The organism is Psychrosphaera sp. B3R10, from assembly GCF_018861025.1.
In the GTDB taxonomy this organism is placed as follows: domain Bacteria; phylum Pseudomonadota; class Gammaproteobacteria; order Enterobacterales; family Alteromonadaceae; genus Psychrosphaera; species Psychrosphaera algicola.
The window spans coordinates 1-14,642 of the sequence record NZ_JAHKQH010000007.1 but is presented as its reverse complement, the minus strand read 5'-3'; the positions used below and the strand labels follow the sequence as shown (position 1 = coordinate 14,642).

General features: G+C 40.0%; 12 protein-coding genes. 8 read left to right on the top strand and 4 right to left on the bottom strand.

Annotation, left to right across the window (positions count from 1 at the left end):
* Window positions 1-121: 121 nt before the first annotated feature.
* Window positions 122-931, top strand: coding sequence for a crotonase/enoyl-CoA hydratase family protein (locus KO525_RS01375; protein ID WP_215962004.1), 810 nt, complete (start codon window positions 122-124; stop codon window positions 929-931).
* Window positions 932-1,174: 243 nt separating this feature from the next.
* Entirely contained in the window at window positions 1,175-3,769 is a 2,595-nt protein-coding gene (locus tag KO525_RS01370; protein ID WP_215962003.1) for a hybrid sensor histidine kinase/response regulator, read from the top strand.
* A 55-nt stretch (window positions 3,770-3,824) separates the two neighbouring features.
* Here KO525_RS01370 and KO525_RS01365 read toward each other — a convergent pair whose 3' ends face one another.
* Complete coding sequence (locus tag KO525_RS01365) at window positions 3,825-4,673, bottom strand: tryptophan 2,3-dioxygenase (RefSeq protein WP_215962002.1); 849 nt, start codon at window positions 4,671-4,673, stop codon at window positions 3,825-3,827.
* 228 nt (window positions 4,674-4,901) lie between these two features.
* On the opposite strand from KO525_RS01365, the gene KO525_RS01360 reads away from it, so the two are divergent.
* Window positions 4,902-5,501 carry a GNAT family N-acetyltransferase gene (locus KO525_RS01360; protein ID WP_215962001.1) on the top strand — a complete coding sequence of 200 codons (600 nt, stop codon included), beginning with the start codon at window positions 4,902-4,904 and terminating at the stop codon, window positions 5,499-5,501.
* 118 nt (window positions 5,502-5,619) lie between these two features.
* Here the strand turns inward: KO525_RS01360 and phoR are convergent, their stop codons facing one another.
* The 3 genes from phoR to KO525_RS01345 all read right to left on the bottom strand — a co-directional run bounded on the left by phoR (window position 5,620) and on the right by KO525_RS01345 (window position 8,635).
* The gene (phoR, locus tag KO525_RS01355) at window positions 5,620-6,942 is read right to left on the bottom strand and encodes a phosphate regulon sensor histidine kinase PhoR (protein WP_215962000.1); all 1,323 of its coding nucleotides are present in this window, start codon (window positions 6,940-6,942) and stop codon (window positions 5,620-5,622) included.
* A 5-nt stretch (window positions 6,943-6,947) separates the two neighbouring features.
* Window positions 6,948-7,634 carry a phosphate regulon transcriptional regulator PhoB gene (gene phoB, locus KO525_RS01350; protein ID WP_215961999.1) on the bottom strand — a complete coding sequence of 229 codons (687 nt, stop codon included), beginning with the start codon at window positions 7,632-7,634 and terminating at the stop codon, window positions 6,948-6,950.
* A gap of 89 nt (window positions 7,635-7,723) precedes the next feature.
* Window positions 7,724-8,635 (bottom strand): AraC family transcriptional regulator, encoded by a 912-nt coding sequence (locus KO525_RS01345; RefSeq protein WP_215961998.1) that lies wholly within the window; start codon window positions 8,633-8,635, stop codon window positions 7,724-7,726.
* A gap of 129 nt (window positions 8,636-8,764) precedes the next feature.
* Here KO525_RS01345 and KO525_RS01340 point away from each other — a divergent pair, with 129 nt between their 5' ends.
* Genes KO525_RS01340 through mmsB form a run of 5 tightly spaced genes read left to right on the top strand, consistent with a single transcriptional unit; the run spans window position 8,765 to window position 14,270 of the window.
* Entirely contained in the window at window positions 8,765-10,258 is a 1,494-nt protein-coding gene (locus tag KO525_RS01340) for a CoA-acylating methylmalonate-semialdehyde dehydrogenase (protein WP_215961997.1), read from the top strand.
* Between the two features lie 28 nt (window positions 10,259-10,286).
* The gene (locus KO525_RS01335) at window positions 10,287-11,444 is read left to right on the top strand and encodes an acyl-CoA dehydrogenase family protein (RefSeq protein WP_215961996.1); all 1,158 of its coding nucleotides are present in this window, start codon (window positions 10,287-10,289) and stop codon (window positions 11,442-11,444) included.
* 9 nt (window positions 11,445-11,453) lie between these two features.
* Window positions 11,454-12,230, top strand: a complete 777-nt coding sequence (locus KO525_RS01330) for an enoyl-CoA hydratase (protein ID WP_215961995.1) — start codon at window positions 11,454-11,456, stop codon at window positions 12,228-12,230.
* Between the two features lie 13 nt (window positions 12,231-12,243).
* Window positions 12,244-13,371: an enoyl-CoA hydratase/isomerase family protein gene (locus KO525_RS01325; protein WP_215961994.1), complete on the top strand. Its 1,128-nt coding sequence runs from the start codon at window positions 12,244-12,246 to the stop codon at window positions 13,369-13,371.
* An 11-nt stretch (window positions 13,372-13,382) separates the two neighbouring features.
* A complete protein-coding gene (mmsB, locus tag KO525_RS01320; protein WP_215961993.1) occupies window positions 13,383-14,270 on the top strand; it encodes a 3-hydroxyisobutyrate dehydrogenase in 888 nt (295 codons plus the stop codon).
* Window positions 14,271-14,642: the final 372 nt, after the last annotated feature.

The window sequence follows — 14,642 nt, the reverse complement described above, 5'->3', positions numbered from 1 at the left end:
TGCTCACTTATAAAATAAAAATAGAACTGATTGCTATGTAACTGATTGCCATCAAAGAACAGTGCAATTTCAATGAATCTATGGCATCTTGTCAGACCAGATGAAAAGCTGATTAAACTATATGAAAAATATCCAAAACAGAATTTTACTTAACATCGATGACGATGGCATCGCCTGGGTGACTCTTAACCGGCCAGAAAAGTTAAATGCACTCGATATGGAGATGTTCAAAGCTCTTGATAAAACGATTAAATTAATTAAATCTAATCATGATGTTCGTTGTGTTGTTGTAAAAGGCGAAGGACCTGATTTTTGTACTGGTTTAGACGTCGGTTCAATTATTAAAAAACCGATGAGTGGCATTCGTTTACTATTTAAATGGTTACCCGGTAATTCAAACTTGGCTCAGCGTGTGTCGACCAAATGGCGAGGTCTCGCCGTTCCTGTGATTATGGCGATAAGTGGACGATGCTGGGGCGGAGGATTACAGATCGCATTGGGTGGCGACTTTAGAATTGCCGAACATACTGCCAGTTTCAGCATCATGGAAAATCATTGGGGATTAATTCCTGATATGGGAGGAAATAAAGCGTTAAGTTACTTGTTACCAATGGATCAAGCAATGAAACTTGCGATGACGGCAGAAGAGTTTGACGCCTCAAAAGCGAAAGAATTAGGAATTATAACGGACGTGACAAATGACTTAAATAAAAGCTGTCGAGACTTTGCAAATAGGTTAATGAATCGTTCGCCTGATGCGATAAGTGCAATTAAGCGACTTTATACAACCAAGTGGCATCGTTCAGAGCGAGCTATGTTGGCGGCCGAATCATTGTTGCAAGTTCGCGTGCTAACGAAACGAAATCAAAAAATCGCAGTTGCCAGAGCAAAAGGCAAAGCAATTCCATTTCAAAATAGTAAAATACGTTAAAAATATAAAGCTCAAATAATGCATAATTAAAGACATTTTTTGTTTGAGTTTCCTAATTACCTAATAGCAGGCTATAGTTTACATAAAGTTCTGGATGACTTTGTAAGATTGACATTGTTTTGTGTTAAGTCGCCTGTTGAATTACTTAATGTGGCTTCCTCCAGAACTTTCTAAAATTAGTCATCCGGTTTATTTGTGCTTGTTTGAATGCTTGAGAATTATCGGAGGTTATTTGGCCTACTTATGCTAAATTTTAGAATTAAACTTATTGCGGCTTTTCTAATTGCCGTCGTTTTACCATTGCTAGTGACAAATTACTTGGAGAGTCAAGAAGCCAAGGCCTACGCCTCAAAGTCATTTGAAAATGGATTTCAAAAAGATGTAAAGCAAATAGAAGACCGTGTTAGTTTGATATTCTCACAGTACAAAAACAATGTGGGTTATGTCAGTGGTGACTATAGGTTTCAAAGTGTAAAGGGTAACTTAACTAAATACTTAGAGAGTAACGCAGTACAAATGCAGCCGTTACTCGGTAGCGAAGAAGAAGTTAGACTATTTAACTTGTTTCAAACGTTATCTACCAATTATCCAAAGCTTGCTTACGCTTATATGGGGACCGAGGATGGCGGTTATACGCAGTGGCCCCTAGGCTCTACCGAAAAAAATTACGACCCAAGAACACGTCCTTGGTATAAGACGGGATTAGCCGCAGGAGGGGAGGTTGTTCGCACCCCAACTTACTATTGGAAACCCGACAATACTGCGCTCATTTCAACTGTTCGATTAATTAAAGATGATGAGGATAATAATATAGGGGTATTCGGTATGGATATCACCTTAAAAGGTTTCACCAAAATGTTACGCGACTTGGATTTTGGACAAGACGCTCGAATCATAGTTGTAGAGCAGAAAGGGCGTATCCTTGCAGACACACTGGAGGAGAATAATGTATTTGGTTTTATTAAAGATATCTCCGGTGGATCACTTCTTAGCGCTATGTCATCGCCATTGGCTCAAGCACCAAATCAATATGTCGATATCAACAACAAAGAATATTTAGTTACCCAATATTATTCTGATTATTTAGATTGGAGCTTTATAGGTCTTATCCCAAGAGCGTCGATTGAAGAAAATGTCGCTAATCTTACAAGTAAAATGAATCTAGTCATGATGATCAGCATCATTATATTTGGCTTAGTCGCAGTGGTTTTTTCGAGGTTTATTTCAAATACGATTGAACGAAAACAGCGCTTGTTAGAGCTGGCTAAAAATCAAGCAGAACAAGCAAATTTGGCAAAAAGTGAATTTTTGGCGAATATGAGCCATGAAATAAGAACCCCGCTTAATGGCATCATCGGCATGGGCCAATTGCTGTCACAGACAGAATTAAACCCTTTGCAGAAACAAAAGGTCGCAACAATTTATAACAGCGGCAACTTGTTGATGGAGATCATCAGCGACATTTTGGACTTTTCAAAAATTGAAGCTGAGAAGTTGCTGCTTCATCCGGTTGAAACCAATTTAGCGACTTTGTTTTCCAATGTCGCGCTGTCTCACTATGGTAACGCTTGTCGTAAAGGACTTGAGCTTGTCGTAGATACCACAGAACTAGATAATTTGACCGCTATTATTGACGATATTCGACTAACTCAAATTATTGGAAACTTATTGTCTAACGCCATTAAATTCACCGACGCAGGGGAAGTAAAGTTATCCTGTGCTGTCGAATTTGTTGGTGATAATGCGGCTAATTTAGAAGTTTGCATATCGGACACTGGAATTGGTATTGAATCGAGTAAACAAAAGCATATTTTTAATTCTTTTGAGCAAGCTGATAGTTCTACAACGAGGGAATATGGTGGGACAGGACTCGGGTTGTCGTTATGTAAATCTTTATTGGAATTAATGGATTCGCGCCTGATCATAAAATCGAAAGTTGGGAAGGGAAGTAAATTTAAATTTGTCCTTAAGGTCGAACTAGCCGAAAGTCGAAATACGGTCCCGGTAATCCCCGAACTTGAGAATAAAAATGTCGTTATTGTTATTCAAAATGAAACGAGTTTGAAAGTGGCGAATCATTATTTTCGTCAACAAGGTGCGAATGTATCATTTTTCTTGTCGGAACTGGATGCGAAACACTTTATTGGTGCCAATCGACCAGCTGATTTTCAAATTGACTATCTGATCGTAGACGAAAAACAAGAACGCGGCTCAGGTCTAAATTTTATTATGTCGGTTAATAATGTGATCCCAGAGTCTTGCGCCCGTATTTTGATTTGTGATCAATATCCAGAAGATGGATTACTTTTTACCACCCACCATATTACGCGGGTTATTTTAAAGCCTTTGTGTATAAGCCAGCTTGTTGCTGCGTTTGAAATGGAGCGAATTGGTTCCATTGCTTTACATGATGAAGTACAACTGAAAGCAGACGAGTTGAAATACCATGAAACAGATTCGTTTGAACAAAAAAAGATATTGGTCGTAGAGGACAATGATATCAATTATCTTGTTGCAGAGCGCTTTTTGAAGTCATTGGACCTATGCGCAGTGCGAGCTGAGCGTGGTGAAGAGGCAGTGGCAATGTTTGAACAGCATCCTTTTGAACTCATTTTGATGGATTGTATGTTACCAGGAATGGATGGTTATGATGCAACTAGGTGTATCAGAGATGTTGAGTTGTTAAAAAAATTAAAGCCATCTTATATCATTGCACTCACGGCAGATGTGTCAAAAGAAAACAAACAACGTTGTTTGCACGCCGGTATGGACGACTATATGTCTAAGCCTTTTGACTTTAAGGTACTTGCTGACATGATCAAACAAGTCTTAGGCTAGATAATCAAGATTAACTAAGGCCAATTTAATAGGGGCCTTAGTTAATATGCCGTTTTTATAATAAGGTTCTAACTTCCAAAAGTTCAGGGAAAAAATTTATATCTAGGGCTTTTTTCAAAAATGAAACACCAGAACTACCACCTGTGCCCATTTTGTTGCCTATGACACGTTGAACGGTATACATATGTTTAAATCGCCAGTTTTGAAATACGTCTTCAATATCCATTAATTTTTCAGCCAGTTCGTATAATTCAAAGTATTTGTCAGAATGGTGATAAACTTCTTTCCAAGCCTCTAATACTGAATCATTTCGGACATAAGGTTCAGCAAAATTACGGTCGATAGCAATGTCATCAATTTTTAGTCCTTGGGCGCTCATGACCTGCAGAGTGAGCTCATAAATACTTGGTGCATGGCATAATGCAGTTAATTCAGCATGTATCTCAGGGGTTGCTTCATGAACCTTTAGTAATTCTAAATTTTTGTTACCTAACATAAATTCCAGTTTTCTATATCCATATGACTGAAACCCACTGCTATGCCCTAAAACATCTCTAAACTTTAAGTAATCGACAGGGGTTAAAGTTGATAAGATATTCCAAGCTTGAGTCAGTTGTAGAAAAATTTGCTTAACCCGCGATATGACCTTAAAAGCCTGTCCAAATTGCTGTGACTTAATCATGTCCATTGCTGCAGACAACTCGTGCCCAGCTAATTTGAGCCATAATTCGCCTGATTGATGAATAACAATAAATAACATTTCATCATGTTCAGTCGACAGAGGTTGCTGAGCAGACAATATTTTGTCTAATTGCAGGTAATCGCCGTAACTCATATCCTGTTTAAAATCAGTGATAATAGATGCTTCAACTTCTCGGTAGTTTCCGGCGTGGGGGCAAGTCATTAATACAGCTCCATTTTGACATTAATCGTTGAAATTGGTGTGTGACGTTCAAATAATTTTAACATGTTTTTGTCTTATGACTTTATTTGAACCAACATTTGGATTTTGCAAAACGTTTACATAAGTTTGCATTGCCTAATTTTATTTTTTGCATCTCGATGGTTGTTACTCCTGAAAACTCAAGGCAATATTGGAACTGTCCCCAAAAAAACAAAGCGAGTAAAGCACGTGAATTGGTTAGAACCTATTGAACTAGAACATGAAACAGTAAAGTTGCTGCCATTAGAAATAGCTCATTTAGAGGCGCTGTTAGCTGCAGCGCAAGATGGTAAGCTTTGGGAGTTATGGTTCACTGGTGTACCGTCTGAATCGACAATTGAGGATTACATTAAGCGTGCTCTTGCTGATCAGGAATTAGGTTTGGCCTTACCGTTTTCGGTATGGCATAAACCGACCAACAAAATTATTGGCTGCACTCGTTTTTGTAACGTTGTGGCAAAAAATAAGCGGTTGGAAATAGGCTTTACTTGGTATGCAAAGTCGTTTCAAAAAACGTCGGTAAACACCGAATGTAAACAGTTGCTGCTTAAACATGCATTTGAAAAGCAACTGGCCATTGCTGTTGAGTTTCGAACCCACTGGCATAATGTCAAGTCACAAGCAGCAATAAGACGACTTGGGGCAAAGCAAGACGGCATACTCCGTAATCACACGATAGAAGCGGACGGTGTCTTGCGCGACACTGTGGTATTTTCAATTATAAATTCAGAATGGCCTTCAGTTAAAAAGTCACTAGATTTTAAACTCCAGCAAATGAAACAGCTTTAAGTTAGGCTAATGTTATTGCTAGCAGATGTGCTTCATTTGTAGGTTAGGCGGATTGACAAAACATCAGACGATACAATGTCGTCTTTCCATCAATTAAAGGAGTAGCTGTTTAAATGGGCTAACCTACCGCTTGGTTAACAGGCCTTAATGCTACTAACGTTGGCGGGAATTGAAATGAAAATTCACTGCCTTTTCCTAGTTCGCTGGAAATTTCTAGTTTTGACTGATGATGATTAAGTGCATGTTTGACGATTGATAGTCCCAATCCCGCACCACCAGTATGTCGAGCTCTGGCTTCATCAACGCGATAAAATCTTTCGGTTAGCCGTGGGATATGACTTGCTTGAATACCAGAGCCGGTATCAATAACCGAAAATTTAGCGTTTCCCGTACGTGTTTTATGCCACTTTATAGTGATTTTTCCATTATCGGGCGTATATCTTATTGCGTTGAAAACCAAATTGGAAAATGCGCTTCTGAGTTCTGTTGAAAGTCCTAACAAGCAAAGTTCATCGTCAATATTAGTTTCTATAATATGTCGGCCATTTGATATAGATTTTGCTTCATTAGTTAAAATTTCCAATAAACTTGGCACGTCGACAAATGCAGGGGCGAAATCTGGATTTTGACCTTCTAGCTTTGAAAGTGATAATAACTGTTCAACTAAGTCATTCATTCTCGTTGCTTGTTGCATCATCATCATTTGCGCTTTTTGCCACATTTCTTCCGATAGATCATTTTTGTTTGGTGTCATCTCTAAATAACCCCGCATGACCGTTAAGGGGGTTTTAAGCTCGTGTGACACATTAGCGATAAAATCTTTTCGCATTTGTTCTAATTGATGTAGGTGGGTAATATCTCTAATCAACAGGGTCCATTTATTTGTTTCATAAGGTACAACACGAACTTCAAGTCGAATGTGTTCTTTAGTCGGTGAAGGAATGTCGTAGGGAGCACTAAAGTTTTCTTCATCTAAGTAATCAATAAAGGCGGGATGCCTAACGAGGTTATCGAGTCGATTACCTTTGTCCGTTGGCCACTTTAACCCCAACATATCCTGGGCGAGTTGATTACACCATAATATATGTCGATGTTCGTCAAACAATAATACTGCGTCTGGTAATGACTCGGCACCGAGTCTAAAACGCCTAACTATCGTGCTTAATTCAGTTCGTTTTTTGGCGTTTCGTCTTTGTTGGCCATAGATCCCATCAAAAACACTCGACCATAATCCATGAGCTTTCGGTGGATAAATACCTCTTTGATGCCATAACCAGTGCGTGAGTTTTAACATCTGGCGATAATTGGAAATAATTACAATCAAGCAAAACGCAATTGTTACTGAATACCAAATATTAAGTAGAAATCCAACAACTGCAATAGGCAGATAATACCAAAATAATCGCGACGTTATCTGCCAGATGGATGGGGAGTGATTCATATAAATTAATCTATACGAGTTGAAAAACGGTAACCTGAACCGCGAACGGTTTGTATTAGTTTATCGTGTGTTTGCAGTGCTTTTCTTAGGCGACGAATGTGAACATCAACAGTTCTGTCTTCAACGTAGGTATTGGTTCCCCAAACGTTATCCAGTAGCTGATCACGACTATAAACACGCTCTTGGTGTGTCATAAAAAAGTGAAGTAGTTTAAATTCCATGGGACCTAAATGCAGATCACCGCCTTCAAGTGTGACCCTATGGCTTGATGGGTCTAAACGCAATCCAATAATTTCAATTGGATCATCTGTTGCCGTAGGTTGTGTTCGTCTTAAGACAGCTTTTAAACGGGCAACAAGTTCTTTTGGTGAAAATGGTTTAGTTATGTAATCGTCAGCGCCAACGTCTAATCCTTGGATCTTATCGTCTTCTTCGCTACGTGCGGTTAACATTATGATTGGTATGTTCTTAAAGTTATCAGACTGCTTCAATTTTTTGGCAATTTGAATACCGCTCATTTCAGGAAGCATCCAATCTAATAAAATCAACGCTGGCGTTTCTTCTAAAAGATATTGTTGTGCTTCGTTGTAACTTTCTGCAGCAACCGCTTTGTAACCGGCTTGTTCTATGACAAAGGTTAACATTTCCCTGATCGCAAATTCGTCTTCGATAATGAGTATTTTATGTGACATATTTTCCGCTCTACACCTTGTAATGACGCGGTGCATTATTGCGATTTTTTATGACAGGTTTATGACAGTTTGAGCATCAATGGCTATTTTTAACGTCCATGATCTGAGTTACGATACTGTTGTGGGGATAACCCCATGATATTTTTAAACAATCTTGAAAAGTAGTAGGCGTCATCGTAGCCAAGTTGTTTTGCGATAGTTTTAATCGAGTTGTCATTGCTATCCAGTAATTGACAGGCGTAATGGACTTTCTTTTCAATAAAATAGCGAACAGGACTAACGCCGACAATAAGCTGAAACTTTTTTGCAAAGTAAAATTTTGATAACCCAAACGCCACAGCCATGTCATCTAATGTTAATGTTTTAGCAATGTTTTGTTGTAGATAAATGTCTATCTGTTGGAACTGTAATTGTTTTTTGTTACGACTGCTATTTGGATATTGCACACTCAGTTCGATGAGTAATCGTTGGATTATGGCACCGGCCAAATAAAATGCATTAGTTTGGTAACTCAATTTACGTATTTCGAGCAATGCCCGAAAGTTTTCTTCATATTGTATTTTGTTATGAACGTTAAAAACTAAGTTGGTTGGCGTAAACCCAACAATATCCAATATATTTTCAAATAACGCACCTTGAATATGAACCCAATAAATAGTCCATGGTGACTTTGCATTTGCCCAATAAGAATGCGCCATGCCTTTGGGTAATATAACCACTTGCTGGGCAGCAAGTTCGGTGGTGGTTTGTGCTGTTTCAATATGACCGTTTCCATCGACACAAAACATCAACAAGTGGTCGTCATGGGAATTGCGTATAACCTTATGTTCACGCGCATGTTCGTAATAACCAAATGCTGTAGGGTACAGTAAATGGCTAATTGGGTTCACGTCGAGTTTTTCAACTATTCCACGGGGCACAAGATAACGCACGCTACCTGCGGAAAGAGGCCAGTTAGAAGGTGTACTCATATCGTTACGTAATTGAATGGTTTGTGCCAATATAGTCCATCATAAAAGCAATTTATTCAATTCTAATTAGAAAAATAGTTTGCTTTAATGCAAGTATCTTATTTAGTCATATAGAACTAAATTAATAATAACGACCACTTGCATCAAAGAGGCTACGGCATGAAACAGGTTCCACTATTTATCAACGGCGAATGGGTAGATTCTAAATCTACTAGAACGATAGACGTAACAAACCCAGCGACTCAAGAGGTTATAGCCAAAGTTCCGTGTGCAACCAAAGCGGAAATGACCGCGGCAATAGAGAGTGCAAAGCAAACATTTAAAACGTGGAAAGAAGTCCCGGTTCCTCAACGAGCTCGGGTTATGATGAATTACGCGTATTTGTTGAAAAAACACCAAGAAGAGATCGCCGGTATTATTTGCGAAGAATTAGGTAAAACGAAAGAAGACGCGATGGGCGATGTTTGGCGTGGTATTGAAGTTGTAGAACATGCAGCAAATATTCCTTCAATGATGATGGGCGAAACCGTAGAAAACGTAGCGCGCAATATTGACACATATAGTTATACCCAACCTTTAGGCGTCTGTGTGGGAATCACCCCGTTTAACTTCCCTGCAATGATCCCATTATGGATGTTCCCATTAGCTGTGGCCTGCGGTAATACATTTATTTTAAAACCTTCTGAACAAGATCCATTAACACCAACACGCTTAGTTGAATTATTTGAAGAAGCCGGCGCACCAAAAGGTGTGTTACAAGTTGTTCACGGTGACAAAGAACAAGTGGATATTTTGTTAAACGAACCTGAAGTGAAGGCCATTTCATTTGTTGGTTCAGTAGGTGTTGGTCAATATATATATAAGACAGGTACAGACAACATGAAACGCGTTCAAGCGTTTTTAGGTGCGAAAAATCACATGGTTGTTATGCCAGATGCAAATAAAGACGCCGTTGTTAATAATATCGTTGGAGCCTCTGTTGGGGCTGCAGGTCAGCGCTGCATGGCAATTTCGGTCGCTGTATTTGTTGGTGAAGCACAAAAATGGATCCCAGAAATTCAACAAAAACTTGCCTCCGTACGCCCGGGTCATTATACCGATCCTGAAGCCGCCTATGGTCCACAAATTACACCTCAAGCAAAAGTTCGAATTGAATCGCTAATTGCTCAAGGTAAAAAAGAAGGGGCGACTTGTGTATTAGATGGCAGTGGCTGCGAAGTCCCTGGATTTCCAAATGGTAACTGGGTTGGCCCAACTATGTTTACTGATGTAACCGAAGAAATGGAAATTTATAAACAAGAGATCTTCGGTCCTGTATTTTTAACCATGAACGTAGATACGCTTGACGACGCCATAGACCTAATAAACCGTAATCCATACGGTAATGGAACGTCTATTTTTACCTCATCTGGTGGTTCAGCTCGTAAATATCAACACAATATTGAAGTGGGGCAAGTTGGTATCAACATTCCTATTCCGGTGCCATTGCCATTCTTTTCGTTTACCGGTTGGAAAGGTTCGTTTGCCGGAGACCAGCATGCGTATGGTAAACAAGCAGTTAAGTTTTATACAGAAACTAAAACGATTACATCTCGCTGGTTTGACGAAGAAACAGCAGCGTCAGGTCCTAACATGTCGATTACGTTAAAATAAGAGCGCCAAAGCAGACAGGGGTTAAACGATGGATTTTAATTTAAATGAAGATCAAAAAGCATTTGTCGACTTGGCAAAACAGTTTTCTGATTCTGAGCTTGCACCTAATGCGGCCAAGTGGGATGCAGAGCATATTTTTCCAAAAGATGTGATGCAAAAAGCCGGTGAACTTGGCTTTTGTGGTTTGTATTCGCCAGAAGACGCCGGTGGCATGGGGTTAAGTCGATTAGACTCTGCGCTCATATTTGAACAGCTTTCTATGGGCTGTACGGCAACTACAGCCATGTTGACTATTCATAATATGGCGACTTGGATGATATCAACTTGGGGAACTGAGTCGGTTAAATCAACATGGTGTGAGAAGCTTGTAATGGGTGAACAACTTGCGTCGTATTGTCTCACAGAACCCGGTGCGGGTTCTGATGCGGCGTCATTAAGAACTAGCGCTAAACTCGATGGCGAGTACTTTGTGATTAACGGTTCTAAAATGTTTATCTCTGGCGCTGGAGAAACTGACGTTCTTGTTGTAATGGTGCGCACGGGCGGCGAAGGGGCCAAAGGCATTTCTGCCGTTGTTGTACCGGCAGATGCGGAAGGCGTGATTTATGGTAAAGCAGAAGAAAAGCTCGGATGGAACGCCCAACCAACACGTCTTATTACGTTTGATAATGTCCGTATTCCAACGGATCATCTATTAGGTGAACTCGGTCAAGGATTCTCATTTGCTATGAAAGGGCTTGACGGTGGCCGAATTAACATAGGTGCTTGTTCTGTTGGGACAGCACAACAGGCAATGGATACTGCTATTCATTACATGAAAGAACGTTCGCAATTTGGCAAACCATTAGCCGCGTTTCAGGCACTGCAGTTTAAATTAGCAGATATGGCAACAGAATTAGTTGCAGCCAGGCAAATGATCCGTCTAGCTGCGTTTAAGCTTGACTCAAATGACCCTGAAGCATCGGCGTATTGCGCAATGGCAAAACGATTTGCGACGGATGTTGGATTTCAAGTGTGTAATGAAGCACTGCAAATTCATGGAGGTTACGGCTATATCAAAGAATACCCATTAGAGCGTCACTTTAGGGACGTTCGCGTGCATCAAATTCTTGAAGGCACAAATGAAATAATGCGGTTGATCATCGCTCGTCGTCTTTTAGATGAAGCCGCAGCAGAAATAAAATAAGGAATACAAATGTCTGATTTATTAAAACTATCTATCTCTGGGCACGTTGCCACAATTATGATCGCGAACCCTCCAGCGAATACGTGGACGTTTGAGTCGCTATCGGAACTTAAAACGTTGGTCGAGGCGCTTAATATTAACAAAGCCGTTTATGCATTAGTCATTACAGGCGAAGGTGAAAAATTCTTTTCTGCGGGGGCGGATCTAAAATTGTTTGCCGACGGTGACAAAGGTGTTGCGTCAGACATGGCTCGTGTTTTTGGTGCTGCTTTTGAGGCATTACGAGATTTCCAAGGAGTATCTATAGCTGCAATTAATGGTTATGCCATGGGGGGCGGATTAGAGGTTGCGCTAGCGTGTGATATTCGTGTTTGTGAAGAGCAGGCGCAACTCGCATTACCTGAAGCTAAAGTTGGACTATTGCCTTGTGCTGGTGGAACGCAACATTTGTCATGGCTTGTCGGTGAAGGCTGGGCAAAACGCATGATCCTATGTGGTGAGCGCTTAACAGCAGAAAAAGCACTGCAAATTGGTTTAGTTGAAGAAGTTGTCGCGAAAGGTGGGGCATACAATACAGCTTTGGCGTTAGCAGAGAAAACAGCTGAACAAAGCCCGAGTTCTATAACAGCTTGTAAATCGCTAATTCAAGCAGGACGCAACGGCTCAATTAATGCTGCATTGGCCAATGAACGTGAACAATTTGTCGCTTTATTCGATACCAAAGATCAGAAAGAAGGCGTCACTGCCTTTTTAGAAAAACGCCCTGCAATATGGATGAATGAATAACAAGGAGATTCAAATGAATGAACCTGTTTTATTTCGTGAGTTAGAAAGTGTTTCTGGTAAAAAGATTGGCATTGCGACACTAAATGTAGAGACGTCGTTAAATGCACTAAACCTAGAAATGGTGAAGTTACTCACCAAGCAGTTATTAGAATGGCAACAACGTTCAGATATTGCTTTGGTAATGTTAGAGGGCAGCGGCGCAAAAGCATTTTGTGCTGGAGGTGATGTTGTTCAACTATATAAAGCAACTGTCGAAGCTGGTAAATCGGCTATTGCACCTTATATAGAAACGTTTTTCACACAAGAATACGAACTAGATTACTTAATTCATACATTCGGAAAGCCCATTTTATGTTGGGGTCACGGTATTGTTATGGGAGGCGGTTTAGGACTATTTGCAGGAGCAAGTCATCGGGTTGTTACCCAAAAATCCCGAATTGCCATGCCTGAGATTACGATTGGCCTATATCCGGATGTTGGTGGTACTTACTTCTTAAACAAAATGCCAAAAGGTGCGGGGCTTTTTTTAGCGCTAACAGGGGCATCAATTAATGGCAGTGACGCCAAATTTGTACAACTTGCAGATCATTTTGTATTGAGTGAGCATCAAGGTGATCTAATTGAAGAAGTACTTTTAGTGAAGTGGGGCGATACTGAAGCTCTAAACCACCAAAAGCTTTCCGATGTTCTCGTTAAATTTGAACAAAAAGACCAGGTACATATGCCTGTTGGCAATATAAGTCGATTTAACACTTTGTTGAGCGATTTAGCATTAACAGAAGATGTTAGCTCGGCTGTGACATTAATTATCGACCATGCTAGTGATGATAAATGGATGTTAAAAGCGCAGGACAGCCTAGCAAAAGGGAGCCCGCTTACAGCACATATAATAATGAAACAGTTGGCTTTGGGTAAATCATTGTCATTAGCCGATTGTTTTCGACTGGAACTTGGATTGTCATGTAATTGTTCAGCCATTGGCGAATTTGCTGAAGGTGTGCGTGCACTATTAATAGATAAAGATTACTGCCCTAGTTGGTTTTACGAAACGGTGCACGATGTAGATCCTCAGATGTTAAATAAAATGTTTACCTCTCCTTGGACAACAGATTTACATCCGTTAAAAGATTTGGGCAAATAAGGAAGAATATTATGATGAAAATAGCATTTTTTGGTTTAGGCAATATGGGCGGCCCTATGGCTGCTAATTTACTTAAAGCTGGTTTTGAAGTGAATGTATTTGACCTATTTCCGAAAGCGGTGGAACAACTTGTCGCATTAGGTGCTACTACTGCAGATACGCCAAAGGATATCGTTCAAGATTGTGACGTCGTCATTAGTATGTTGCCTGCGGGAAAACATGTCCGAGAGTTATATATTGGTGAAGACGGACTCATTAATTATCTTAATGTTGGCACACTTGTCATCGACTCCTCTACTATTGACTCTGCAACAGCGCAATCTGTCGCGGCTATTTTAGCCAATAAACAAATCAATTTTATTGATGCACCTGTTTCGGGTGGGGTAGCGGGCGCGACAGCTGGAACATTAAGTTTTATGACTGGTGGTTCTTTATCTTCCTTTAATCAAGCAAAACCTTTGTTAGAAGTAATGGGTAAAAACATCTTTCACGCTGGCGAGGTTGGCGCTGGTCAAGTTGCGAAGGTTTGCAACAATATGCTGCTGAGTATTTTAATGGTTGGCACATCTGAAGCATTACAACTTGGTGTAGACAATGGACTAGACCCAACAGTCTTATCTGAAATCATGTCCAAGAGTTCTGGTAGTAATTGGACATTAGACGTATATAACCCATGTCCGGGTGTTATGCCAACTTCACCTGCAAGTAATGAATACCAAGGTGGTTTTATGACAGACTTGATGTTGAAAGACTTGGGGCTAGCCATGGATACTGCTGTTGGTTCACAAAGTACAACGCCATTAGGAGCTTTAACTCGAAACTTGTACTCAATTCATCAAAAATCAGGTAATGGCAAAAAAGACTTCTCAAGTATATTTGAGCAATTTTCTTCTAAATAGGTATTAATCGCCTAATTTGGAAAATTTTACATTCTAATTTGCACTAAACCGGAAGTTTACTATAGTTAATTTCCGGACTTTTGGACTCCTATCCATTATTGAATTACGACTCTCTAAAGGTGTGACCCAAGCTTTTTGTACCTATTTAGTACGTATTATAATCGTTTTGATTGATATTTAACCGAACAAACAAAAAAAGTGAATTTAATTGCAACTGTTCGGCTGTGTCTCGTTGGGTCTGATCGAAACGCATGGCGCATTCCTACTTCAAAGCCTTGGCAAAAGGCAGCGTCAATCAAGTGTTTAAAAAGTCTTTAAAAACTTATTAAATAAAGGGTTGACACCAAAATTGGAGAGTGTATTATGCGCCTC

Bases quoted from the DNA above. Each gene is read 5' to 3' on its own strand.
- KO525_RS01325 (WP_215961994.1), top strand. From the start codon at position 12,244: ATGAATGAACCTGTTTTATTTCGTGAGTTAGAAAGTGTTTCTGGTAAA.
- phoR (WP_215962000.1), bottom strand. From the start codon at position 6,942: ATGAATCACTCCCCATCCATCTGGCAGATAACGTCGCGATTATTTTGG.
- KO525_RS01330 (WP_215961995.1), top strand. From the start codon at position 11,454: ATGTCTGATTTATTAAAACTATCTATCTCTGGGCACGTTGCCACAATT.
- KO525_RS01370 (WP_215962003.1), top strand. From the start codon at position 1,175: ATGCTAAATTTTAGAATTAAACTTATTGCGGCTTTTCTAATTGCCGTC.
- KO525_RS01335 (WP_215961996.1), top strand. From the start codon at position 10,287: ATGGATTTTAATTTAAATGAAGATCAAAAAGCATTTGTCGACTTGGCA.
- KO525_RS01340 (WP_215961997.1), top strand. From the start codon at position 8,765: ATGAAACAGGTTCCACTATTTATCAACGGCGAATGGGTAGATTCTAAA.
- KO525_RS01375 (WP_215962004.1), top strand. From the start codon at position 122: ATGAAAAATATCCAAAACAGAATTTTACTTAACATCGATGACGATGGC.
- phoB (WP_215961999.1), bottom strand. From the start codon at position 7,634: ATGTCACATAAAATACTCATTATCGAAGACGAATTTGCGATCAGGGAA.
- mmsB (WP_215961993.1), top strand. From the start codon at position 13,383: ATGATGAAAATAGCATTTTTTGGTTTAGGCAATATGGGCGGCCCTATG.
- KO525_RS01365 (WP_215962002.1), bottom strand. From the start codon at position 4,673: ATGACTTGCCCCCACGCCGGAAACTACCGAGAAGTTGAAGCATCTATT.